Below are 22,639 nucleotides of genomic sequence, written 5' to 3'. Positions count from 1 at the left end.
CTGATCGCAGTTAAGCTGCTAGCGGTCAAACTCAAGATTATCGATCAATCGAGCATGGCCTAAGTAGGCAGCTGCGAGAATAACGAGCTCTGAATCTCCATCTGCTGCTGGCTGTAGAGTGTTACGGTTTACGATGTGAATGTAATCTCGTTTAAAGCCTGCTGCCTCAAGTGCCTCGTTAGCCTTCACAATCATCACCGCAAACTCCTTAGAGCCCGCCTGAATTTGATCACGCATATTGCACAACTGCGCATACAGAGTTGGTGCCGCTGCAAGCTCTTCGGTTGTTAGATAACCATTACGCGAGCTTAGGGCTAAGCCTGAATCAGCTCGTGCGGTTTCAACGCCAATAATCTCGACTGGCATCGAGAGGTCATCAACCATGCGCCGAATAACATGTAGTTGTTGAAAGTCCTTGCGCCCGAACACAGCTAGATCTGGTTGTACCAGATTAAAGAGCTTGTTAACGATTGTGCTGACACCTCGGAAATGCCCTGGACGGCTAGCGCCACAGTACATATATGATATCTCAGGTACCTCTACGAAGGTCTGCGACTCGCGTCCGTTTGGGTAGACCTCTGCTTCTGCAGGTGCAAATAGAAGATCACAACCAAACGCCTCAAGACTAGCTTGGTCTTCGGCCAATGTACGCGGGTAGCGCTCTAGATCATCTTTGTTATTAAACTGAAGCGGGTTTACAAAAATCGAAGAGACAACAAAGTCTGAGATCTCACGGGCCTTAATTAAGAGATTGAGGTGGCCCTGATGTAGGTTGCCCATGGTTGGTACAAAACCCACTTTTTTGCCCGCAGTGCGAGCTTCAGAGACTGCTGCACGCAGCTCCGTAATAGTAGTAACTGTCTTCATGATCTATTCGAAACTGTGGTCAGCGTCTGGGAATGTGGCAGATTTTACGTCAGCAACGTACTTTTCAATGGCACCTTGTATAGAGGTAGCCTCCGCCATGAAATTCTTCACAAACTTGGCAGTACGCCCAGGAGTAATGCCCAGCATATCGTGCATAACCAATACCTGAGCATCAGTGTGGTGGCCAGCACCTATACCGATTACAGGGACGTTAGAGTTCTTGGTGATCTCAGCGGCTAGTAGTGTCGGTACACACTCAAGTAACAGGATATCTGCGCCAGCCTCTTCAAGACGTTTTGCATCTTCGAGCATCTGAGTCGCTGCATGGTTATCACGTCCCTGAACTTTGTAACCCCCAAGTTTATTAACCGACTGGGGGGTTAGGCCTAGGTGTGCACATACAGGAACGCCTTGTTGTGAAAGTGCCTTAATCGTGTCGGCTAACCACATTCCACCCTCAAGCTTCACCATGTGTGCACCTGCACGCATAATCGCAGCTGACGACTCTAGTGCTTGCTCAAGTGTTGCGTAGCTCATGAAGGGTAGGTCACTCATGATGAGCGCGCCTTGATTCCCTTTAGCAACAGCACGGGTGTGGTATGCCATATCCTCAACGGTAACAGGTAGTGTGCTGTTCTCCCCTTGAAGGACCATGCCGAGAGAGTCTCCAACCAATAAAACTTCTACACCGGCGCTACTTGCGACATGGGCGAAGGTTGAGTCATAAGCAGTTAGTACGGCGAACTTTTCACCGGCACGTTTTTTTGCAGATAGGTCGTGCAGGGTTACAGCTTTCATCCAAATACTCTCTTCGGTTTATTGAGTGCTCTGTTGAGTCTTCTATTTTATGCGATTGGCTCAAGTGTGCCCATAGGGCATTGCACCAAAATATCGCTTAGGTGATCACCCTTTGGTAGCACTAGATTAGGTTCGATCTCAGCTAGTGGGTAGAGAACAAAGCTGCGCTCTGTCATGAATGGGTGTGGAACTTTGAGTCGTTCAGTATCGATCTCGTCGTTAGCGTATAGCAGTAGATCAAGATCCAGGGTTCTAGGTCCCCAGTGCTCTATACGAACGCGCTGATGCGCTTGCTCAATCGCTTGCAGCGCATCGAGAAGCTCCTCTGGTTCTAGTGAGGTATTAATTTTTGCGACTGCATTAATGTAGTCAGGTTGGCCGGGAGGGCCAACTGGATCAGAGCGGTAAAGCAGCGAGTGAGAGAGCAGTTCTGTATTGCTAATCTCTTGCAGCTCTTTGAGAGCATCGCTTACCTGCTGGCGCGGATCTTCTAAGTTGCTGCCAAGCCCAATGTAGCAGATAGCCATTAGCTGTTATCTCGAGGTGCTCTATTGCTTCGGCGTTTGCGTGGTGGTCCTTTGCGTCGTGGAGTGCGCTCAGGCTTAGGTCGAGTATCAGGATTGGCATTCTGATAGTCAGTCCACCAGCGGCTGATGCCGTTCAAATCTTCGCCGCTCTCCTCACGCAGAACGAGTAGGTCGTAGCCCGCTCTGAAACGTGGGTGCTCGATTAGACGCTCAGCATGATCTTGGCGCAGCAATCGGTGTTGCAGTTCCCAGATTTCACGAATGGTAGTCGAGTGTCTACGTGGAATCGCTGTGGCTTTTACCTGCTCAGCAAGCACCTGATTAGCCGCTTCGTGCAGGCGTTGTAGAGGTGGAAGATCGCGACGGTCTTTTAGCTTCTCCATGCGTTCAACCAGTGGATACCAGAGCATTGCCGCAAAAAGGAAAGCGGGGTTAACACTTTTGCCTTGGCTTAAGCGACGGTCGGTATTTCGTAGCGCATTGTTGGTCAGCGCATCGACAGGGTAGGTGTCTGAACCGAGCATACGATCATTGGCTGGCAGTAAGAATCGCAGTAGATCAAAGCGAAGGAGTTGGCGCAGGCAGGCTTCTCCATAACCGGTTTGAAGAAGCTTAAGAACTTCGTCAAACATACGAGCAGATGAGACCTTAGCAATGAGGCTGCCCATGCGGCGTATCGGCTCTGCCGTCTCTTTCTCAATCTCAAAGCCAAGCTTTGCAGCAAAGCGAGCTGCACGCAGCATGCGTACAGGATCTTCACGGTATCGGGACTCTGCGTCACCAATGATACGAATCTGTTTTGCTAGGAGGTCTGGATAGCCATTCGCAAAGTCGTAAACAGCATTATCACTGACATTGTAATAGAGGGCATTGATAGTGAAGTCGCGGCGCAATGCGTCATCTTCTAACGAGCCATAAACATTATCACGCATTAACATGCCTGAAGCAGCTTGCTTGCCCTGGTCTCCTGAATTGGCATCACTGTCATGAGATGCGCGGAAGGTTGCCACTTCAATGATTTCACGGCCAAAACGTACATGGACAATTTTAAAGCGGCGGCCAATCAAGCGAGCATTATTAAAAAGAGGCTCAGTCTGTTCTGGCGTTGCTGATGTCACAACATCGAAATCTTTTGGTTCTGTGCCTGCAAGTAGGTCGCGCACACAACCACCTACCAGGTAGCCTTCGTAGCCATTATCAAGAAGTCGGTAGACCACACGCATCGCATTATCATCAAGCGCGTGTCGTGGAATTTTGTGGATCGACTCAGGAATAACGCGACGTTCACCTTCGTTGAGAAGACGGTTCAGGTCATCATTAGACTTTACTGTAGTGATGCCCGTTTGATCAGAGTTAGCGCTTCGCTTTGGGCGCAGTACGACATAGAGTCCGGCAATGGCACTTACGCCAAGTAGAAATAGAATTATCTGAGAAGTCATGCGATTTTACGCAGTTCCAATTTCACTGAAAGGCGCATTCTATCAGCAGAGAGACGGTTTGAGTAATTTGATTTCAATTTGAGCTTTAGGAGATGTTTGGGGGGTTCGGCCGCGAAGCTGTTCCAATGTGGTTTTTATTTTTATTGTCCCTTGTTGAAACAGTCTTCGCGGTCGACAGGGCTCCCTTTTTTATTTTTGTTAGGAGCTTTACTTCACCTCGTTCTGCCCATTTTTATTTTTATTCGAGCAACCGTTTGGTGATTTGTTGTTGTTGTGGGACGGAATATAGGCAACTCATGAGCTCTGTTCAACCTAAAAGTGAAAAAAATTTACACTTTTATACCAAGGTCTAATCTAAGTGGTGGTTTTTATCACTTTTGGTACTTTAGATATATCCCAGCGCTTGGTTGCGTAGTCTAATAAGTTGACTGGATCGTCAGGTGTTTCGGGCTCTTCAGTCAGTTGGCCTAAGCGCTGAAGTGCAAGCATTAAGTTTTCGTAGATGCTTTTAGCGTCTCTCTTGATAGCTGTTGCAAAGGTCTGTTTACTCAGTTTTTGGCCATCTTCTGCAAGAACTAACGGGAGATGCGCATACTCAAGCATTGGGTAGTTGAGTGTTAGTTGAAGTGCCCGCTGCTTCTCAGTCTCCAATAGCAGGTCACTGCCCCGTACTATCTGATTTATATTTTGATCGTAATCATCCACAACGACAGCCAATTGATAGGCGATGAAGCCGTCGCGGCGTAACAGTATAAAGTCACTGACGCCACCAGATGAAATCGCTTGCTGTCCCAAAAGTCGATCTTCAAAAGGTGAAGTTTGAGTAACCTTGAATCGTATAGCCGCTGGCTGTGAAACATTCTGTTTGTTCAGACAAAATCTGTCGTAGTGATTGAGCGCACCGCGATTTTTCAGATCAGCTCTACTGCAGTCACATAAGTAGGCCTCTTTTCTATTGAGGAGTCCCTGATATATCTCTTCGTATCGCTCGGGTTGATCGCTTTGGCGTAGCACGGTTTCATCCCACTCGAGACCATAGGCTTCAAGTGTTGTCAGAATGGAGTGTTCGTGGGCGTAGTCGCACCGTGGTCTGTCCAAATCTTCGATTCGAACTAACCATTTGCCCCCATGATGTTTGGCATCAAGGTAGCTAGCGAGTGCTGTAAGGAGTGAGCCTTGATGAAGAGGACCTGTGGGAGATGGTGCAAAGCGGCCGCGATATTGCATAAACAGCGTTGAATATATTCTGGCTTTTCGAGGGCTATAACGAAAAAGCGCGACCGAAGTCGCGCTCTATCTATTAATGACCGGTCTGTTTCTCTTTTATCTCAGCAAGAGTTTTGCAGTCGATGCAGAGTGTAGCCGTTGGGCGAGCTTCAAGGCGGCGGATGCCTATCTCTACGCCACAGGCTTCGCAGTATCCGAAGTCGTCCTCTTCAAGAGCTTCAAGTGCCTTGTCGATTTTGCGAATCAGTTTGCGCTCACGGTCGCGGGTACGAAGTTCTAGGCTGAACTCCTCTTCCTGGCTTGCGCGGTCAGTAGGGTCAGCAAAGTTAGTTGCTTCCTCTTTTAGATGGTTGATGGTCATATCGACCTCTTCCATCAGCTCTACCTTCCACTGATTTAGAATCGCACGGAAGTGATCACGCTGCGCATCGTTCATGTACTCTTCCGAATCCTTCGCTTGGTAAGGCTCGAAATGAGAAAAAGATTGTCCACTATTTGTTGGCATAATGACTGCCTCACATCTCAAATTGGTTAATCAATTATTCGTTAACCAAAATTTATTAAAGTACTTGGTAACGCAATGAAGCGGGAGAAGTTACCAGAACCCTAGCTCCAAGGCTAGTACCAATACGTGGGTAGTGTCTAGTTGGATTTTCTGCGGATAGTTCAGGCCTGCGACTAAGGCTATACTATGCACCACTATTTATTGATATTTAATGAGAATCCTAGATGAGTCAGCAGTGGAGCCGCCGTGCAGAGGCGATTGAATCCTTCAAAGTTATGGACCTCCTGAAACACGCTCAGGTGTTGGCTGACTCTGGTCGATCCATTCTTCATTTAGGAGCAGGGGAACCCGATTTTGGGGCTGCCCCGCAGGTTATTGAAGAGGCTAAACGTCTACTTGATACCACGCCTCTAAGTTACACCCCAGCAGCCGGTATCATGCCGCTGCGTGAAAAGATTGCAGCCTTTCATGCATATCGATATGGACATCAAATTAAGCCAGAACAAGTTTTGGTCACTGCTGGCGCCTCGGCTGGTTTGATGCTCGCCTCTGCACTAGTTGTTGAGCGCGATAAGCATCTATTAATGGCCGATCCTGGCTACCCTTGTAATCGTCAATTTTTACGTGTCGTTGAGGCGAGCTCAAAATCGATTCCTGTCGATCATGAACAAAACTATCAATTGAGTGCAGCCCTAGTTGAAAAGTATTGGGATGAGAACACGGCAGGTGCCTTAATCGCATCGCCGGCCAATCCAACGGGTGCCGTAATTGATCCGCGTGAACTTGCTCGTATTGCTAAAGTTGTGCAGCAGAGGGGCGGTACCCTCGTGGTTGATGAGATCTACCACGGACTTACCTACGGTGGCATGACGCCAACTGCTATCAGCATCGATCCTAACGCTATCGTGCTGAACTCTTTCTCGAAATATTTTGGGATGACTGGATGGCGACTTGGTTGGGTGGTTGCAAGTGAGGCGGCGGTAGCTGAGATGGAGAAGATCGCACAGAACCTATACATATCGCCACCAACGCTCTCGCAATATGCCGCATTGCGGGCATTTGAGCCAGACGCTTTGGCGCTATTCGAAACTCGCAAGTTGGAGTTACAGGCGCGTCGTGATTTGATGCTTCAAGGGCTTTTAGAGATCGGTTTTAATATTCCGCTTACTCCCGAGGGCGCCTTCTATATTTATGCGGATGCCTCTAAGTTCACGGATGACAGTTTTGCCTGGTGTTGGGAGCTATTGAATGAAGCTGGAGTGGTCGCCACGCCGGGCGCTGATTTTGGTACCCATAACGCCAATAAATTCGTTCGCTTTGCCTACACAAATACACAACAGAATATCAGCGAAGCGCTTGCTCGAATTGCTGCCTTTGTTAAACGTTAGAGTGTCAAGTGAACCACACCCTCTTTAATCTCCAGTTCAATCTGCTCCAGTTTCTCTCCTGGGCAGGGGCCAGCAACGCATTCGCCCTCTTCAATGGTAAAGAGCGCGCCGTGGGTGGCGCACTGGATAAATTGTTTTTCTACATCAAGAAAGGTGTCTGGTTGCCACTCGAGTCGAATGCCGCGATGCGGGCAGCTGTTGCGGTAGGCAAAGATTCCGGCACTGTTTCTGATAATCACGACTGCATGCTCGCCGATATCGAAGCCGCGACTACTATTCATAGGAATGTCACTCTCATTACAGACCGGAGTGCTTCCACCATTATTCAGAATCATGTACAGGTCTCAGTTGGCTCTTTTGGGTCAAGTCTACGACAGCTTAACGCTGAGGTCTTGTTCAGATGATACGACTATTTATCCTTCTTTTATTGTTATTGATTGCTTCAATATGGAATTTGACTCTCGGGCCGGTCGAGTTGCAGTGGCGTGAACTACTCGATACAGGCTCTCTCTCGAATCAGCTATTTTGGGATCTACGCGCACCACGTACTCTGCAAGCGTTGTTCAGTGGGCTGCTTCTGGCATTAACGGGTGCTGTTGCTCAGTCGCTGTTTCGTAACCCTTTGGCTGACCCGAGTCTAGTTGGTGTATCGGCCGGTTCTGCCTTTGGTGCAGTGACATTTCTTGTGTTGGGTGTAAGCCTATTCGGTCTTTCGTTTGGTTTAATTCAATACCTAGTGCCACTAGCGAGTTTTGTCGGCGGTCTGCTAGCTACGCTACTTATTTTGCAACTAGCAAACCGTTATCAGGGTGTCGCAATGACCGGTGTGCTATTGGTCGGGATGGCGGTTAATGCGATCGCTATCGCATGGATAGGCGCTCTAAAATATTTTGCTGATGATCGTGCGCTGCGTGAATCGACCTTCTGGTTAATGGGGCAGTTTGGCCAAACGACCTGGTGGCAGATCACTCTTTTAGCTGTGGTTACCCTGCTTTTGTTGTTGATGCTTTTGGGTCGTGCTCAGAAGCTCAATATATGGTTATTAGGCGACTGTGAGGCCCGTCATCTTGGTATTGATGTCAATGCGATGCGCTGGCAACTCATACTACTTGCCAGTCTTGGGGTTGCAGTGGTGGTCGCATTTGCTGGTTTGATAGGTTTTGTTGGTCTGATGGTTCCGCATCTGGTGAGAACTTGGACTGGACCTGATAATCGCAAGGTTTTGCCTGAAAGTGCGTTAGTTGGAGCTCTGCTATTAGTCATTGCTGACGGCCTTTCTAGGGTCTTGCTTGCCCCGGCTGAGTTGCCGGTGGGTATTCTTACCGCGCTTGCTGGAGGTCCATTCTTTCTGTTTTTAATTCATCTTCGTTACCGAGGTGCCGGACATGCTTAAGGCATTTAATATTCAGGTTCCTGACCGTCTAAATATCCCCTCATTAGAGTTGCCGCTGGGTAAAATTACTATGGTGCTTGGCTCTAATGGTGCAGGAAAATCGACCTTAGTGGGGGTGTTGTCGGGTGAGATCGACCTACCGGGCACTGAGGTTTTTCTGGATGGTGCGCCGCTTTCTGAGCTCTCTTATCAAGATCGTGCTGTTAAATTGTCAGTCTTGGGACAGCGACAGCGTCTCGATTTTGAGTTTCCAGCCGAAGATGTGATTCGAATGGGTGCAGATCCGCTCAATCTAACAGAGCAGCAAATTGCTGAACGAGTTGAGGCTATTTCTGACGCGTTGGGAATTACACATCTGCTCCAACGTAAATACACCACGCTATCGGGCGGTGAAAGTCAGCGAATCCAGCTGGCTAGAGTGTTAATGCAGCGTCCGTTAATTCCAGGCGTCATTCTGCTTGATGAACCACTAACAGCACTGGATTTACGCCATCAGGTGAAGACGATGAATTTCTTAAGGGGTTTGACGGAAGAGGGGCACACGCTCTGCATCATTCTGCATGATCCCAATATCGCTTCGCAGTACGGCGATCACTTTCTGTTAATTACTGAGGGAGAGGTGGTTGCTGAAGGGGATCACGACATTCTTAGCGAGGATGCTCTACATAAAATCTACCAGATTGATGTGCGTGTCACCAGTCAAACGGAGCAGGGTTATCCGCAGTTCACTGTGGGTGGTACAAGTCCCTGATCAATAAGGTATTGCACAACTTTTACGGGTGCATCCGGCAGGCTTGTATCGATATGGAAGGCGAGAGTCTCCTCTTGCTCACTGAGCGGTTCAGCAATCTTCTTCTGCTGCTTCATCACCTCAATGGTCGCATCGCTCGGATCTTCACGGGTCAAAGCGCGCGCTTCGATACGTTCTGCGATGACTGTTTCTGGTGCGTCACAGGCGATAATTCGGAAGGGGCATCCCATCTCTTCTGCTAGCTGCATGAACTGGCGACGCGAGCGTTGGCGGATATAAGCCGCATCTAGAATCAGTGATTGCCCTGCCTCTAGAAGGATGTGTGAAACCCGTTTCATCTCAAGGAAGGTTCGCATGTTCATGTCAGCACCGTAGCGATCCAGAACTTCCCCTTTTTTCGATGCGCTGCGGTAGATCTTTTGGCGCTCTGCGCTGGAGCGTACACGAACACCGCTAATCAGCTCTGCAAGACGACCAGAAAGATAGGATTTACCAGTGCCGCTGACACCCTGCATCATCAGCAACATTGGGTTTGGTGCTGCAGCATAGCGAGCGGTCAGCTTAAGGTAGTGCTGAAACTCAGCAAGATTTGGTTTCTCACCCAACATAGCAACCTTGGCCCTTACCATGGCGCGGTGTGCCTTGTAGTACGGGAGTAAGATGAGTCCTTCGTAATCGCCGGTAATCTCCATGTATTTGTTGAGACAGCGGTTTGCCCAGCGCGGGTGCCCGTTTGCTTCCAAATCCATCAACAGAAAACCCAGATCTGACATCTTGTCGATCCAGCGAAACTCAAGGTTAAATTCAATACAGTCGAATACGAGCAGTCGCTCTTCATCAAGCGTGATGTTACCGAGGTGCAGGTCACCGTGGCATTCACGGATTGAGCCATCCATTTTACGGCGACGCATCAGAGGCTCTAATACCTGATAGCGATCTTTGATGTGTTGCCAGAGTCTATCTAGCTCCAATGTATCCTCTTTCGGGATCAGTTCGCGATTGATATCGCGGTAATTATCCTCTGAGATGGTCTGGATGCTACTCGGCTCACCCCATTGGCTATCGGGTGCAACAATCGGCGCTCGTTGGTGAAACCGTGCTATTTGGTCAGCAAGTTGGTCGATCCAGTGAGGTTCAAAGCGATTCTCAGCTAGAAGTTCAGAGAGAAGAAGCCCAGATTCAAACTGACGCATTTTAACTGCGTACTCAATAGGTTCATCGGTATCTTCAAAGGCTGGCGCCTCTTCAGTGCCCCCAATAGTGACTACTTCTAGATAGGTATTGGCAGAAAGACGCTGATTTAGACGAAGTTCTTCTTCACAAAAGTACTTCCGCTGCTCAAGTGTAGTAAAATCTAGAAATCCAAAGTTGACCGGCTTTTTAATTTTGTAGACATACTCGCCGGTCTTAATTAACCACGCGATATGCGTTTCAATTACCGCAAACTCATCTACCTCATGAGGGTAGCAAGCTTTGTTCAGTAGATTGTTAACCAGCGTGGATTCCATAACTCGTCTAAACTTAATTGGTTCGGGTCGCAGATTATACTGAGAAGATGACACAAAAGAGAAACGGTGTAGCCAAATCTAAGCGGAAAAAAGAGCGAACTTGGCTGCGCGGACTACTTATTTTCGTTTTAAAGCTCTCATTAGTGGGTGTTGTCGTTGCCGGGGTTGGTCTTATCTACCTCGATGCACAGGTGCGAGAAAAATTTGAGGGTAAGCGCTGGGCATTGCCGGCCAAGGTATATGCACGTCCACTGGAACTCTATCCTGGTGTGAAATTGGACCGCACGGCCATTGAGGTTGAGCTTCAAGGTTTGGGTTACAAGGTTGGAAGCCAAAGCAGCCGGCCCGGTACCGCGCGATTAAGTAATAACCAGATTGATATCTACACCCGTGGCTTTGATTTTCCTGACGGGAGAGAGCAGTCGCAAAAGATCTCCCTGCGTATAGATAATGGCACTCTGTCGCGAGTATCCGACTCCCAAGGAAGGGCCCTAGCACTTGCTAGACTTGAACCCGTTTTAATCGGCGGTATATACCCGGGTGATAACGAAGATCGTGAGCTGGTGCGTATAGAGGATGTGCCGCAGCTCCTTCCTAAAGCACTTGTCGCTGTTGAAGATCGCGACTTTTATGATCACTTTGGTATCTCTCTGAAGGGTATCGCACGTGCTATGTGGGTCAACCTTCGCGCCGGGCGGTTTGTTCAGGGTGGCAGTACGCTAACACAGCAGCTGATTAAAAACTTCTACCTTACCTCTGAGCGCACTCTGAGCCGTAAATTGCTCGAGCTCCCCATGGCCCTCCTGCTAGATATGCACTACGAGAAGGATGAGATTCTGGAGGCCTATCTTAACGAGGTTTATCTGGGGCAAGATGGTGCTCGTGCGATTCATGGTTTTGGACAGGGCAGTCTTTTCTACTTTGGGATTCCGGCAAATGAGCTCGAACTTCACCAAATCGCTCTGCTAACAGGGTTGGTGAAGGGGCCGAGCTACTACGATCCTCGACGTCATCCAGAGCGTTCGCTTGAGCGTCGCGATCTAGTGTTAAAACTGTTGCGCGATCAGAATTTTATAAATGAGTCTGCCTATCTACGTGCACTTCAGCAGCCATTGGATGTAATTAAGAAAGGGAGTCGTCTTAAAGGTGCGTACCCTGCCTATTTAGATGTGGTGAAGCGGCAATTACGTCAAGAGTATCGAGAAGAGGATCTCAACTCAGAAGGGATACGTATCTTTACCGCGCTCGATCCACTGGTTCAGCAGCACTCTGCAAAAGCGCTTGCAACACAGTTGAGTGCTCTTGAAAAACGCTTTGGTAAAAAAGTAGCGCCCCTCCAAGGTGCAACCATTGTAACAGACCCTCAAACAGGGGAGTTGCTGGCTGTAGTGGGTGATAAGAATGCCCGCTTTGATGGTTTCAATCGTGCTCTTGATGCTAAACGACCTATAGGGTCATTAGTGAAACCTGCAACCTTCTTAGCTGCACTTGAGAAGGGGTATACCCTCACGTCACAGCTTGATGATTCACCTATTCAGATGCAGCAGCCGGATGGTTCTATTTGGAAACCAGAAAACTTTGATGGTAAAGCGATGGGGAGTGTTCCTCTCTATGAAGCGCTTTCCCGATCGTACAACCTATCTTCGGCCAATCTTGGTCTAGCGATTGGGTTGGAGCCCGTAATTGATATGCTTAAGCGACTCGGTGTCGAAGAGAGTATCAATCCCTATCCATCACTATTGTTAGGCTCGTTGAATCTATCCCCAATTGAAGTGGCGCAGATCTATCAAACGATTGCAGCTAATGGGTTTAGAATGCCGCTGCGCGCTATTCGACGGGTGACTGATGCTTATGGCGATGAACTTTCCCGCTACCCGTTTAATCTGGAGCAGGTTGTGGCCCCGGAAACCGTCCATCTTATTCACTATGCTATGCAGGCTGTCGCGCGCGAGGGTACAGCTCGTTCCCTTTATCAAAGACTGCCGGGTGATTTAAATGTCGCGGGTAAAACAGGTACTTCAGATAATCAACGTGACAGTTGGTTCGCTGGATTTACAGGTAACCGTCTAGCGATTGTTTGGGTCGGGCGCGATGATAATAAGCCTTTGCCATTTACCGGTTCAGGTGGTGCGTTGAAAGTATGGACCGATCTGATGGAGCATGAGAAGTCCGAGCCATACTATGCACTTAAACCACGAAATGTTGAGTACCACTGGGTGAATGCAGAGCGAAATACACTTACGGACCCAGATTGTTCAGGTGCTCGATCCATTCCGTTTATTGTGGGGACTGAGCCGACTGTCAAAACGACTTGTGATGGACGCAAAGTCTCTGGTGGCAAGTCCGGTTCCGCACTTGATTGGTTTAAACGCTGGTTCAAATAGCTGGAAAACAGTAAGCTCTCCTGTAATTTGATTTAGGTTAGTAAGATGGTTGTGCAACATAAACTCTTATCCGTTATCGCAGGCGCTGCACTGTTGGCCGGATGTTCAGGTCCCGGTGCTTTTGTTACCCCAGTAGAAGAGCGAGACGTTACCCCGCGCTCGGGTTTAAATCAGCCGGGTGCAGTCGTTCCGGTTGAACCTGCAACAGGTGTGAAAGTAGCACCTATTTACGATGCGCCAAGTTTTGCACCTACTCAAAAGTCGTCCATTCAGCGAGAAGCACCTGTTCGGTCACAAGCAAAAGAGCAGCTACCTATCAATCAACAAGCAAACTCTGCTGTGGTTGCGCTGCTCGCTGATGCACAGCAAGCGGCTAACCGTGGTGATTTGGCTTCAGCAGAAACCCAAGTTGAACGTGCACTTAGAATCGCTCCGCGCGATCCTCAGGTTTACCTCCACCTCGCCTCCATTAAGCGTCGACAGCTTAACTATCTCCAAGCAGAGCAGGTTGCACTTCGTGGAGTTGCAGTATCAGCGGGTCTCCCAGATTACCAGCGCCTAATGTGGAAAGAGCTCGCCAAAATTCGTGAGATGAACGGTGATGCTGCTGGCGCAGCGCAGGCTAGAGCGGAAGCCTCTAGGTAAGTTTTTTTTCAAAGCAATATCCCGCAGAAGCGGGACATTGTTACTTTTCGCTTGTCCGAAAAGTAACCAAAAGGGGCACCCCCGCTACTTCGGCCTTCGGCACGTTGCGCGCGAAGCGCTTTTCCTGAAGTCAATTCCATTCTTCACAGAGTCGACATCCTGTCTCCGCTGCTCATCGCTGACGTCCTGTCAGCGCTGGAATTAACTTTTAACCGGAAAACCACTCCGTGCTCACTCTCATCCGAAGGGGGATATTGGCACTCTGTAGATTTGTCTTTGCAAGTATCGATTTCGAATTACGCGCCAGGTGTCCATGTCCGACTGAGAGCGAGCACAGTGTGCCGCAGGCCGAAGGAGCGTGGTCAGTTTTTGGATACTTTTTGCTGATACAAAAAGTATCGAACACAATTGTTTTTAGCGTGATGGAATGTTCTTTAAAGCACTGGCTCCAAACCAAACAGCCACCATCAAACAGATATAAACGACAGACTGTTCTGTCTGCATTAGATAGCCAGCAAATGCTAGGCCTAGTGTGATTGCGCTAAGGCTGAGGGGGAGACGCATAGGTTTGGTTTTGGTGGCCAATCCAGCAGAAAATAGGGCGATGACAAGGATCATTCCAAGCGCATACCCATAGTTCTCACCTATCTCCATGCGGCGGCAAAGTTCGAACAGGGCGATGATTGCTAGAAGGTATCGACCCCAGGTCTGCATTTTAAAGCTGCGATCTAGTGCTTTTGCCAAAATGCTGCTTACCAGCAAGGGGGCGCCTGCGTATAGCGCGAGGTTACTGAGCATTCGAGCAAGTGTATCGCTGTCCATTGAGTTGCTGGTCAGAGTGAACTCACCAATCACAGCAAGGATAAATGAGAGAATCGAGAGGCGAGCAACCTTAATTTCGGCGCTGCTGTCGATACTCTCTTTAGTGCCTCGAAAAAGCAGCAAAATGCTCGCTAAAGAAGCGAGCATTAAACCGACGAGACTCAGTGTCGTAAGCATCTTAAGCGACTAGCTTCGCGAAAACGCGCTCTGCTGCAGCAATGGTGTTATCAAGGTCTGCTTCTGTGTGTGCCGCCGATACAAAGCCGGCTTCATAAGCAGATGGTGCAAGGTATACCCCCTCGTCCAGCATCAAGTGGAAGAACTTTTTGAACGCCTCTAGATCGCAGGTTGTTGCTTCTGCAAAGCTTGTTACGCGCTCTTTATCGGTAAAGAAGATGCCGAACATGCCGCCTACTGAAACGGTGCTGAGTGCAATTCCATGTTTTGCTGCAACTGCGCGCATTCCTTCAGTGAGGTACTCTGTTTTGGCACTCAGCTCTTCATAGAGACCTTCACGTTTCATCGCATTTAGCATGGCTAGACCAGCGCGCATTGCGAGTGGGTTACCCGAGAGTGTGCCTGCTTGGTAGACAGGACCAAGAGGAGCTATCTGCTCCATGATTTCGCGTTTGCCGCCGAAAGCACCAACTGGCATGCCACCACTGATGATTTTGCCCAGAGTGACCAGGTCAGCGTTCACGTTATAGAGCTCTTGTGCGCCGCCGCGAGCGACACGAAAACCTGTCATGACCTCATCAAAGATAAGCACAGTGCCGTACTGGTCACACACTTCGCGAAGCCCTTCGAGGAAACCCTCGACTGGCGGAATGCAGTTCATGTTGCCTGCTACTGGCTCAACGATGATACAGGCAACTTCGTTGCCCACCTCAGCAAATGCAGCTTTTACATTTTCGATATCGTTGTATTGAAGTGTAATCGTGTGCTCTGCAAGTGCAGCAGGTACACCCGGTGAGTTGGGTTCGCCAAGGGTCAACGCCCCTGAACCCGCTTTAACTAGCAGCGAATCTGAATGGCCGTGATAGCAACCTTCGAACTTAACAATCTTGTCGCGACCGGTGTAGCCTCGAGCCAGACGTATAGCACTCATCGTCGCTTCTGTACCTGAGCTCACCATGCGGACAAGGTCCATAGATGGAACCATGTCACAGATCATATTGGCCATCTCTGTTTCGATAGCTGTTGGTGCGCCAAATGATAGGCCGAATTCTAATCCCTCACGGACTGCATCGATCACAGGTGCATAGTTGTGGCCGAATAGCATTGGGCCCCAAGAGCCAACATAGTCAGTGTACTGTTTATCATCTTCGTCCCAGATGTATGCACCCTTGGCACGTTTCACAAACACAGGTGTGCCACCCACGCCTTTAAATGCACGAACGGGTGAGTTCACGCCACCTGGGATGTGTTTTTGTGCTTCTGCAAACAGCTGTTCTGACTTAGACATTCGGTAACCTCGAAACTAAAAATTTTGCACCATTATCCACAGTGACGAATTTGGTGCTAGCCCATCATCGAAAGTGGAGTTGGAATTATCTGTGCAGTATTATACAGCACCTGAATTTATAAGACTCGGCGAGTATGGCGAGTGTGGCTAATGTTGCGAGTATGGAGAATATTGTGATTAAAGTCGGAATCGTTGGTGGAACCGGATACACAGGTGTTGAACTGTTGCGTCTTCTCGCAAATCATCCTGAAGTATCAGTGGAAGTTATTACCTCACGTTCAGAAGAGGGTATGCCCGTTGCTGACATGTTCCCAAATCTTCGTGGCCACTACGATCTTGAGTTTACAGTGCCGGATGTAGATCGCCTCGCTCAGTGTGACGTGGTCTTCTTTGCTACGCCTCATGGTGTTGCGATGTCGATGGCGCCTGCTCTTGTTGAGCGCGGTGTGCGAATTATCGACCTAGGCGCTGATTTCCGTATCAAAGATGTTCCGCTTTGGGAGAAGTGGTACAAGCTTGAGCACACCTGCCCAGATCTGGTTGAGAAGGCTGTGTACGGTTTGCCAGAGGTTAACCGTGCTGAAATTAAAGATGCGCAGTTAATTGCATGTGCAGGCTGTTACCCAACGGCAACTCAGTTGGGCTTTTTGCCACTTTTGGAAGCGGGGCTTGTTGATACGCGTCGCCTAATTGCTGACTGTAAGTCGGGTGTTTCAGGTGCTGGTCGTGGTGCGAGTGTCGGCAGTCTGCTTTGTGAATCAAGTGAAAGCTTTAAGGCTTATGGTGTGCCAGGGCATCGTCATCTTCCAGAGATTCGTCAGGGTTTGACTCGTGCTGCGGGCAAGCCGGTTGGCTTAACTTTTGTGCCACATCTAACTCCGATGATTCGCGGCATTCACGCAACGCTTTACGCAACGCTTAAAGATCCAGTCGACTCAGGCCTGCAGGAGCTATTTGAAAAACGTTTTGCAAATGAGCCTTTTGTTGATGTGATGCCTGCAGGTTCGCACCCTGAAACTCGCAGTGTCAAAGGGTCTAACTTCTGTCGTATCAGTGTTCACCGTCCACAGAATGACGATACTGTTGTTGTATTGTCTGTAATCGATAACCTGGTGAAAGGTGCATCAGGACAGGCGATTCAGGTTATGAACATTATGTTCGGCCTCGAAGAGAATGCCGGTCTGAAAAGTGTCGCATTGATGCCGTAATCTGGCTCTATGTCAGATAGAGTAATTCTTGACTAAATTGCTCGGGTTTGTGAGAATTCGACCATTCATTCACTTACTAGGAGTTGTTGCGTGTCTTCTGATGCATCAATGATCTTTACCGACTCAGCTGCGAACAAAGTGCGTTCGTTAATTGAGGAGGAGCAGAACGAAAACCTTAAGCTACGCGTCTTTATTACTGGCGGTGGTTGTGCAGGTTTTTCTTACGGCTTCACCTTTGATGAAGCAGTTGCTGATGATGATACGGTCATTGTGAATGATGGCGTAACGATGGTGGTAGACCCAATGAGCTTTCAGTACCTAGTGGGTTCAGAGGTAGATTACAGTGAAGGTCTGCAGGGTTCGAAATTCTCGATAAATAACCCGAATGCCACGACAACCTGTGGCTGTGGTTCCTCTTTTTCTATCTGATATTCTGTTTGATGAGAAGCGCGATATTGTGGGTAACGGTATCGCGCTTTTTTGTTTGTGGTTTGTTGTTCTAAATTATGGCCTAGAAATTAGGAGTCTCTATGAAAAGTTATCGTATTGCAGTGTTAGCAGGTGATGGCATCGGTAAAGAGGTGATGCCGGAGGGTATAAAATCTCTTGATGTGGTGGCGAAAAGATTTAACTTTGAACTGCAGTGGCAGCACTTTGATTTCGCATCCTGTGACTACTATCTAGAGCATGGCAAGATGATGCCTGATAACTGGAAAGAGATTCTAGGTGACTTTGATGCGATCTATTTTGGTGCTGTTGGCTGGCCTGCGACAGTGCCTGATCACATCTCTCTATGGGACTCTCTCATCCAGTTCCGTCGCCAATTTGATCAGTATGTCTGCCTACGACCGGTAAAATTGATGCCGGGTGTTCCATCGCCTTTGGCTAACCGTAAGGTGGGTGATATCGATTTTTATGTGGTTCGTGAGAACTCTGAAGGTGAGTATTCTGCTGTGGGTGGCATTATTGCCGAGGGCACGGATCACGAGACGGTATTACAGGAGAGTGTCTTCACCCGGAAGGGAACGGATCGTATTTTGAAGTACGCTTTCGACCTGGCGATGACGCGTGAACGCAAACATGTCACCTCTGCAACCAAATCAAATGGCATTGCGATATCGATGCCTTGGTGGGACCAGCGTGTTGAAGAGATGGCTAAAGCCTATCCTGAGGTAACCACCGACAAATACCATATCGATATTCTGACGGCACAGTTTGTCATGAATCCGCAGCGTTTTGATGTGGTAGTCGCATCTAACTTGTTTGGCGATATCCTTTCTGACTTAGGTCCTGCATGTACCGGCACTATTGGTATTGCACCCTCTGCAAATATCAATCCTGAGCGAAACTTCCCCTCGCTTTTTGAGCCAGTCCATGGTTCGGCTCCCGATATCTACGGTCTCGGTATCGCCAATCCAGTGGGTATGATCTGGAGTGGTGTCATGATGTTAGATCATCTGGGTGAAAACGAAGCGGCTGATCATCTAATGCGCACAATTGAGATGGTGTTGGAGACAGGTCCTCGTACGCCAGATATGGGTGGTAAGGCTACCACTCTTCAGGTTGGAGATGCGATTTCAGAGGCGATCTAATCCTAGGCCTGTAACTTGACCTGTCAAAAGCAGCTAACTAAAAACGTTTTAGTGAGGGTAGAGTGCGCCCAGAATGCGCTCGCCCCTAGCTCCTGTTACTGCCGGTAAATTTCCGCTTAGTCGTTCACTAAACCTAAATGCAAGCCAAGCAAATGCCGAAGCTTCCATAGCTTGCGAAGGCCACCCTAGTTCATCACTAGCAATAACTTCTGTGTAAGGAAGGTGTGCCTTTAGTCGGGCCATTAGTTGGCTGTTTTTGGCACCACCCCCGCTTACAATGAGTTGTTTGACTGTTTCGCCAGACTCAACCATGAGTCCATTTGCAACTGATGTCGCTGTTAGTTCAAGCAAGGTAGCCTGTATGTCGGCAGCATTAAGGTTTTGATGGTGAATGAGTTGTTGTGTTAGCCATTCTAAATTGAATAGTTCGCGTCCGGTGCTTTTCGGGGCTCGGAGTCCAAAATAGGGCTCGCTTAACATCTGCTCCAACAAGGAGTGATTGATCACACCGCTTGCGGCCCAAGCACCATCAGGGTCATATCGGCCATTACGGTGTTTCTCGTGCCACTGGTCTAACAGAGTATTGGCAGGGCCAGTATCAAACCCTTTTACCTCGCCGCAGCTTTCAAAAATTGAGAGGTTGGCGATTCCGCCAAGGTTGAGCAAGGCGAAAGGTCTCTCAAGGTTTTGAGTTAAATAGTGGTGGAATGCGGGTACTAGGGGGGCGCCCTGTCCTCCGGCTGCCATGTCACGACGTCTGAAGTCAGCTACAACATCAATGCCGCACATTTCAGCGAGAATGGATGGATCCCCAATCTGCTTTGTGCAAAGGAGATCAGGTCGATGTCTGATAGTTTGGCCGTGATATCCGATAACACTGATAGTGCTTCTGTCGATCTGATGCTCGTTTAGAAACTTGTTTACACAATCTGCAGCAAACAGTCCTAGGTCGCGCTCAAGCTGCATAAGCTCATCAATCACTATGGAATTAACGCCAGAGAAGGCTGTAATACGATCACGAAGTGATAGGTCAATCTCATATCCACTAGTCGCAATAAGTTTGAATGTGGGTTCGAACTGACAAAGTGCGATATCGAGGCCATCCAGACTGGTACCAGACATTAGGCCAAGGTAGAGATTGCTCATTAGCCTTCGTTTTCTGAGTTGAAGTCGCCTGCAATTTGCTCAATCGCTTTCTGCTGAAGAGAGGCCACTAGAGCGTTAGAGATTTTGCTAAAGTTGCTGCGCTCTTTTTTGGCGATTGGCTCGGCAGTGGGTAGTTTGACCGTTAGAGGATTCTTGTGAACACCTGCTACACGAAATTCATAATGCAAGTGTGGACCTGTTGCTGTACCAGTTTTACCAACGTAGCCGATAGTCTGACCCTGTTTTACTCGTGCGCCATTTTTGAGTTTAGAGTTGTACTTGCTCATGTGGCCGTAAAGCGTTGTGATGTTGTTACCATGTTGCAGGATGATCGTTTTACCGTAACCACCCTTGGTGCCAAGCCAAATAACCTTGCCATCACCAGCTGCTTTAATTGGAGTGCCGGTCGCCGCTGCATAGTCAGTGCCGCGGTGTGGGCGCTTAACACCAAGCACAGGGTGGTAGCGCTCTTTCTGGAACCCAGAGCTAATTCGGCGGAAGTCCACCGGTGATCTCAGAAAAGCTTTGCGCATGCTGTGACCGTCAGGAGTGAAGTAGTTCACCACGCCGTCTGAATCCTCGTAACGAACTGCAGCAAAAGTGTCACCATTATTAGTGAACTCGGCCGCAAGAATGTCGCCGTATCCAATTTTCTTGCCATCAAGAAACTTCTCTTCAAATAGCACGCGGAATTGGTCGCCAGCGCGGATATCGAGTGCGAAATCTATGTCCCAGCCAAAGATGTCGGCTAGTTCCATTGTGGTTTGATCAGATAGTCCCGCTTTTTTCGCAGCCAAGAATAGAGAGTTGGTGATCTCGCCGCTGACGAAGCGCTGTTTAACATCGGGAGTGCGTATCACCTTTTCAGCTCTGTAGCCGTCACCATTGCGGCTGAATTCATAGGCTTCTAATTTGTTAACAATGATGCGCATTTGGTTAAGACCAAGCTCATCAATATCAAGTTGGATCTTCTGACCAACTCTTAATGAACGAAACACACGACTCTTCTTATCCGCCTGTGCAACTTCATGAACATCTTTAGAGGTGAGTCCTGCTCGGTTAAAAATTGTGCTAAGCGAGTCGCCGCTTTTAACAGTAAATTCTTGCCATACTACTTCAGGTACAACGGGTTCAGCTGATGTTACTGGTGAACCTGACTCAGTTTGTGCCGTACTGTTGTCGTTAGCTGAAATTGGAGGTAGATCAATAGTAGTTGAGGATGCTTCTTGAAATTGTCGAGTCGCTTCAACATCACTTGAAGGAAGTATGCTTAATATGACGGCCAAAAAAGACAAAGTCCCAGCTACAGCAAGGTGAGCCTTGGGCATGCGCTTAGCTTTTTTAAAAATATGTTTGGCCAATCCTAAAACCTATTCGGTAATTAACTCGTGTAAAAGCCCGTCCTAAAAGAACGTATACATCTTCTTAGACACTCAATTGTATAAAAGTTCCCGGAATATTCCGATACTTTCTAAAAAATAACCGTAATTAGGGGTTATTTTGCTAGGATTCTTCAATTAGTCGCTAAAATTGGATGCAAAACCTGGTTTGTCTAACGCTGGGGCAGACTGTAGAATTCGCCTCCTTTAATAGAGTCAATTGACTGATCGGATTTGAGAAATGGCAGAAAAGAACTTAATAGCAGAGCTTCAGGCGCGTGGTTTGATTTCGCAAATGAGTAGTGAAGAGGAGCTGGTTAAGCACCTTGAGAATAACTCAGTGACGCTCTATTGTGGATTTGACCCTACCGCGGACAGTCTACACATTGGCTCTTTGGTGCCGCTTCTAACTCTCCGTAGATTTCAGCAATACGGACATAAACCGCTTGCACTTGTGGGTGGTGCAACAGGTCTTATCGGCGATCCAAGCTTCAAAGCGCAAGAGCGCAAATTGAACGACGACTCAACAGTTGCTGGTTGGGTAGAAAAGCTTAAGGCCCAGGTTAGCCGTTTTATCGATTTCAACGATGCATCTAATAGTGCTGAAGTAGTAAACAACCTTGATTGGACTCGCGGTGTTGATGTTTTAACCTTCCTTCGCGATGTAGGTAAGCACTTCTCTGTTAATCAGATGATTGCAAAAGAGTCTGTTAAGCAGCGAATCGATCGTGAAGGTTCTGGTATCTCGTTTACAGAGTTCACTTACATGATTCTGCAGTCATATGACTTCCAGCAGTTGAATAAATCGCACGGTTGTACTCTACAGATCGGCGGTTCAGATCAATGGGGTAACATTACGGGTGGTATCGATCTGTCACGTCGTATGAATGGTAACCAGGTATTTGGCATCACGTTGCCGTTGGTGACTAAGTCTGATGGTACTAAGTTTGGTAAAACCGAGTCGGGTACGATTTGGTTGGATGCAACCAAGACATCGCCTTATGCCTTCTATCAGTTCTGGTTGGCAACCGCTGATGCAGATGTATATAAGTTCCTTCGCTACTTCACCTTTATTAATGTGGCACGAATCGACGAAATCGAAGCAGAAGATAAAGCGGCACAGGGTCGTCCACAGGCACAACGTATTCTTGCAGAAGAGATGACGCGCCTTATTCATGGCGAGGAAGCTCTCCAAGCAGCACAGCGCATTACTGAGTCACTATTCTCTGGTGATATCTCATCGCTAAGTGAAAATGATCTTGAGCAATTGAAGCTAGATGGATTGCCTTCGTCTGAAGTTCCAGCGGATCTTTCTGCAACACCATTAACCACTCTGCTAGTAGATGCCGAGATGGCTCCATCTGGTAAGCAGATAAAAGATGCGCTTCAGCGTAATGCGGTTATTGTGAACGAACGTGAATGTGGTCTAGATGATAATATGGCTGGCAACGACATCTTCGCTACTGATAAAGGCCTATACGGTAAGTTCTTCTTAGTTAAAGTTGGTAAGAAGAAACATCATCTTTTCTACCGTTAATATTGTTTCCCATTTTATGAGCCGTTTTTGATCACAAAGTGAGCAAAAACGGCTCTTT

The 22,639-nt window shown here is 48.3% G+C and carries 21 protein-coding genes; 9 read left to right on the top strand and 12 right to left on the bottom strand.

Annotated elements, in window-relative coordinates; all coding sequences use genetic code 11:
- Positions 1–18: 18 nt before the first annotated feature.
- The 6 genes from panC to dksA all read right to left on the bottom strand — a co-directional run bounded on the left by panC (position 19) and on the right by dksA (position 5,363).
- Positions 19–867 (bottom strand): pantoate--beta-alanine ligase, encoded by an 849-nt coding sequence (gene panC, locus HH196_RS07705; protein WP_169451561.1) that lies wholly within the window; start codon positions 865–867, stop codon positions 19–21.
- Positions 868–870: 3 nt separating this feature from the next.
- Positions 871–1,665: a 3-methyl-2-oxobutanoate hydroxymethyltransferase gene (gene panB / locus HH196_RS07700; protein WP_169451560.1), complete on the bottom strand. Its 795-nt coding sequence runs from the start codon at positions 1,663–1,665 to the stop codon at positions 871–873.
- A gap of 47 nt (positions 1,666–1,712) precedes the next feature.
- Entirely contained in the window at positions 1,713–2,192 is a 480-nt protein-coding gene (folK, locus tag HH196_RS07695; protein WP_169451559.1) for a 2-amino-4-hydroxy-6-hydroxymethyldihydropteridine diphosphokinase, read from the bottom strand.
- Positions 2,192–3,631, bottom strand: coding sequence for a polynucleotide adenylyltransferase PcnB (gene pcnB, locus HH196_RS07690; protein WP_169451558.1), 1,440 nt, complete (start codon positions 3,629–3,631; stop codon positions 2,192–2,194). Before pcnB ends, folK begins: the two co-directional genes overlap by 1 nt.
- Before the next feature lie 354 nt (positions 3,632–3,985).
- Positions 3,986–4,858 (bottom strand): tRNA glutamyl-Q(34) synthetase GluQRS, encoded by an 873-nt coding sequence (gene gluQRS / locus HH196_RS07685; RefSeq protein WP_169451557.1) that lies wholly within the window; start codon positions 4,856–4,858, stop codon positions 3,986–3,988.
- 73 nt (positions 4,859–4,931) lie between these two features.
- Complete coding sequence (gene dksA, locus HH196_RS07680) at positions 4,932–5,363, bottom strand: RNA polymerase-binding protein DksA (RefSeq protein ID WP_169451556.1); 432 nt, start codon at positions 5,361–5,363, stop codon at positions 4,932–4,934.
- A 224-nt stretch (positions 5,364–5,587) separates the two neighbouring features.
- Between dksA and HH196_RS07675 the strand changes: the two genes are divergently transcribed.
- Positions 5,588–6,751: an aminotransferase class I/II-fold pyridoxal phosphate-dependent enzyme gene (locus HH196_RS07675; protein WP_169451555.1), complete on the top strand. Its 1,164-nt coding sequence runs from the start codon at positions 5,588–5,590 to the stop codon at positions 6,749–6,751.
- Here HH196_RS07675 and HH196_RS07670 read toward each other — a convergent pair.
- Positions 6,748–7,086, bottom strand: coding sequence for a Rieske (2Fe-2S) protein (locus HH196_RS07670; RefSeq protein ID WP_169451554.1), 339 nt, complete (start codon positions 7,084–7,086; stop codon positions 6,748–6,750). The two genes, HH196_RS07675 and HH196_RS07670, sit on opposite strands and share 4 nt — an antisense overlap.
- A 65-nt stretch (positions 7,087–7,151) precedes the next feature.
- Here HH196_RS07670 and HH196_RS07665 point away from each other — a divergent pair, with 65 nt between their 5' ends.
- Complete coding sequence (locus HH196_RS07665; RefSeq protein WP_169451553.1) at positions 7,152–8,144, top strand: iron ABC transporter permease; 993 nt, start codon at positions 7,152–7,154, stop codon at positions 8,142–8,144.
- Entirely contained in the window at positions 8,137–8,895 is a 759-nt protein-coding gene (locus tag HH196_RS07660; RefSeq protein WP_169451552.1) for an ATP-binding cassette domain-containing protein, read from the top strand. Before HH196_RS07665 ends, HH196_RS07660 begins: the two co-directional genes overlap by 8 nt.
- Here HH196_RS07660 and HH196_RS07655 read toward each other — a convergent pair.
- Complete coding sequence (locus HH196_RS07655; protein WP_169451551.1) at positions 8,859–10,403, bottom strand: bifunctional aminoglycoside phosphotransferase/ATP-binding protein; 1,545 nt, start codon at positions 10,401–10,403, stop codon at positions 8,859–8,861. The two genes, HH196_RS07660 and HH196_RS07655, sit on opposite strands and share 37 nt — an antisense overlap.
- Positions 10,404–10,450: 47 nt before the next feature.
- Between HH196_RS07655 and mrcB the strand changes: the two genes are divergently transcribed.
- Together mrcB and HH196_RS07645 are read left to right on the top strand one after the other, a co-directional pair.
- Positions 10,451–12,787 (top strand): penicillin-binding protein 1B, encoded by a 2,337-nt coding sequence (gene mrcB, locus HH196_RS07650; RefSeq protein ID WP_169451550.1) that lies wholly within the window; start codon positions 10,451–10,453, stop codon positions 12,785–12,787.
- Between the two features lie 45 nt (positions 12,788–12,832).
- Positions 12,833–13,432 (top strand): tetratricopeptide repeat protein, encoded by a 600-nt coding sequence (locus tag HH196_RS07645; RefSeq protein WP_169451549.1) that lies wholly within the window; start codon positions 12,833–12,835, stop codon positions 13,430–13,432.
- Between the two features lie 414 nt (positions 13,433–13,846).
- Here HH196_RS07645 and HH196_RS07640 read toward each other — a convergent pair whose 3' ends face one another.
- On the bottom strand, positions 13,847–14,431 hold the full coding sequence (locus HH196_RS07640; RefSeq protein ID WP_169451548.1) for a hypothetical protein: 585 nt from the start codon (positions 14,429–14,431) through the stop codon (positions 13,847–13,849).
- A gap of 1 nt (position 14,432) precedes the next feature.
- A complete protein-coding gene (gene hemL / locus HH196_RS07635) occupies positions 14,433–15,719 on the bottom strand; it encodes a glutamate-1-semialdehyde 2,1-aminomutase (RefSeq protein ID WP_169451547.1) in 1,287 nt (428 codons plus the stop codon).
- Positions 15,720–15,892: 173 nt separating this feature from the next.
- On the opposite strand from hemL, the gene argC reads away from it, so the two are divergent.
- The 3 genes from argC to HH196_RS07620 all read left to right on the top strand — a co-directional run bounded on the left by argC (position 15,893) and on the right by HH196_RS07620 (position 18,519).
- Positions 15,893–16,927: an N-acetyl-gamma-glutamyl-phosphate reductase gene (gene argC, locus HH196_RS07630; RefSeq protein ID WP_169451546.1), complete on the top strand. Its 1,035-nt coding sequence runs from the start codon at positions 15,893–15,895 to the stop codon at positions 16,925–16,927.
- 108 nt (positions 16,928–17,035) lie between these two features.
- Positions 17,036–17,356: an iron-sulfur cluster insertion protein ErpA gene (gene erpA / locus HH196_RS07625; RefSeq protein ID WP_169452347.1), complete on the top strand. Its 321-nt coding sequence runs from the start codon at positions 17,036–17,038 to the stop codon at positions 17,354–17,356.
- A 101-nt stretch (positions 17,357–17,457) separates the two neighbouring features.
- Positions 17,458–18,519 (top strand): tartrate dehydrogenase, encoded by a 1,062-nt coding sequence (locus HH196_RS07620; protein WP_169451545.1) that lies wholly within the window; start codon positions 17,458–17,460, stop codon positions 18,517–18,519.
- A 48-nt stretch (positions 18,520–18,567) separates the two neighbouring features.
- Here the strand turns inward: HH196_RS07620 and HH196_RS07615 are convergent, their stop codons facing one another.
- Together HH196_RS07615 and HH196_RS07610 are read right to left on the bottom strand one after the other, a co-directional pair.
- Positions 18,568–19,665 (bottom strand): anhydro-N-acetylmuramic acid kinase, encoded by a 1,098-nt coding sequence (locus HH196_RS07615; RefSeq protein WP_169451544.1) that lies wholly within the window; start codon positions 19,663–19,665, stop codon positions 18,568–18,570.
- A complete protein-coding gene (locus tag HH196_RS07610) occupies positions 19,665–20,993 on the bottom strand; it encodes an OapA family protein (protein ID WP_169451543.1) in 1,329 nt (442 codons plus the stop codon). The genes HH196_RS07615 and HH196_RS07610 overlap by 1 nt, the downstream gene beginning before the upstream one ends.
- Positions 20,994–21,285: 292 nt before the next feature.
- Here HH196_RS07610 and tyrS point away from each other — a divergent pair, with 292 nt between their 5' ends.
- Entirely contained in the window at positions 21,286–22,581 is a 1,296-nt protein-coding gene (tyrS, locus tag HH196_RS07605) for a tyrosine--tRNA ligase (protein WP_169451542.1), read from the top strand.
- Positions 22,582–22,639: the final 58 nt, after the last annotated feature.

The organism is Marinobacterium sp. LSUCC0821 (assembly GCF_012848475.1).
Lineage (GTDB): Bacteria > Pseudomonadota > Gammaproteobacteria > Pseudomonadales > Balneatricaceae > Marinobacterium_E.
Note: the sequence above shows the minus strand (reverse complement) of the source record. Positions and strands in the feature narration are given on the sequence as shown.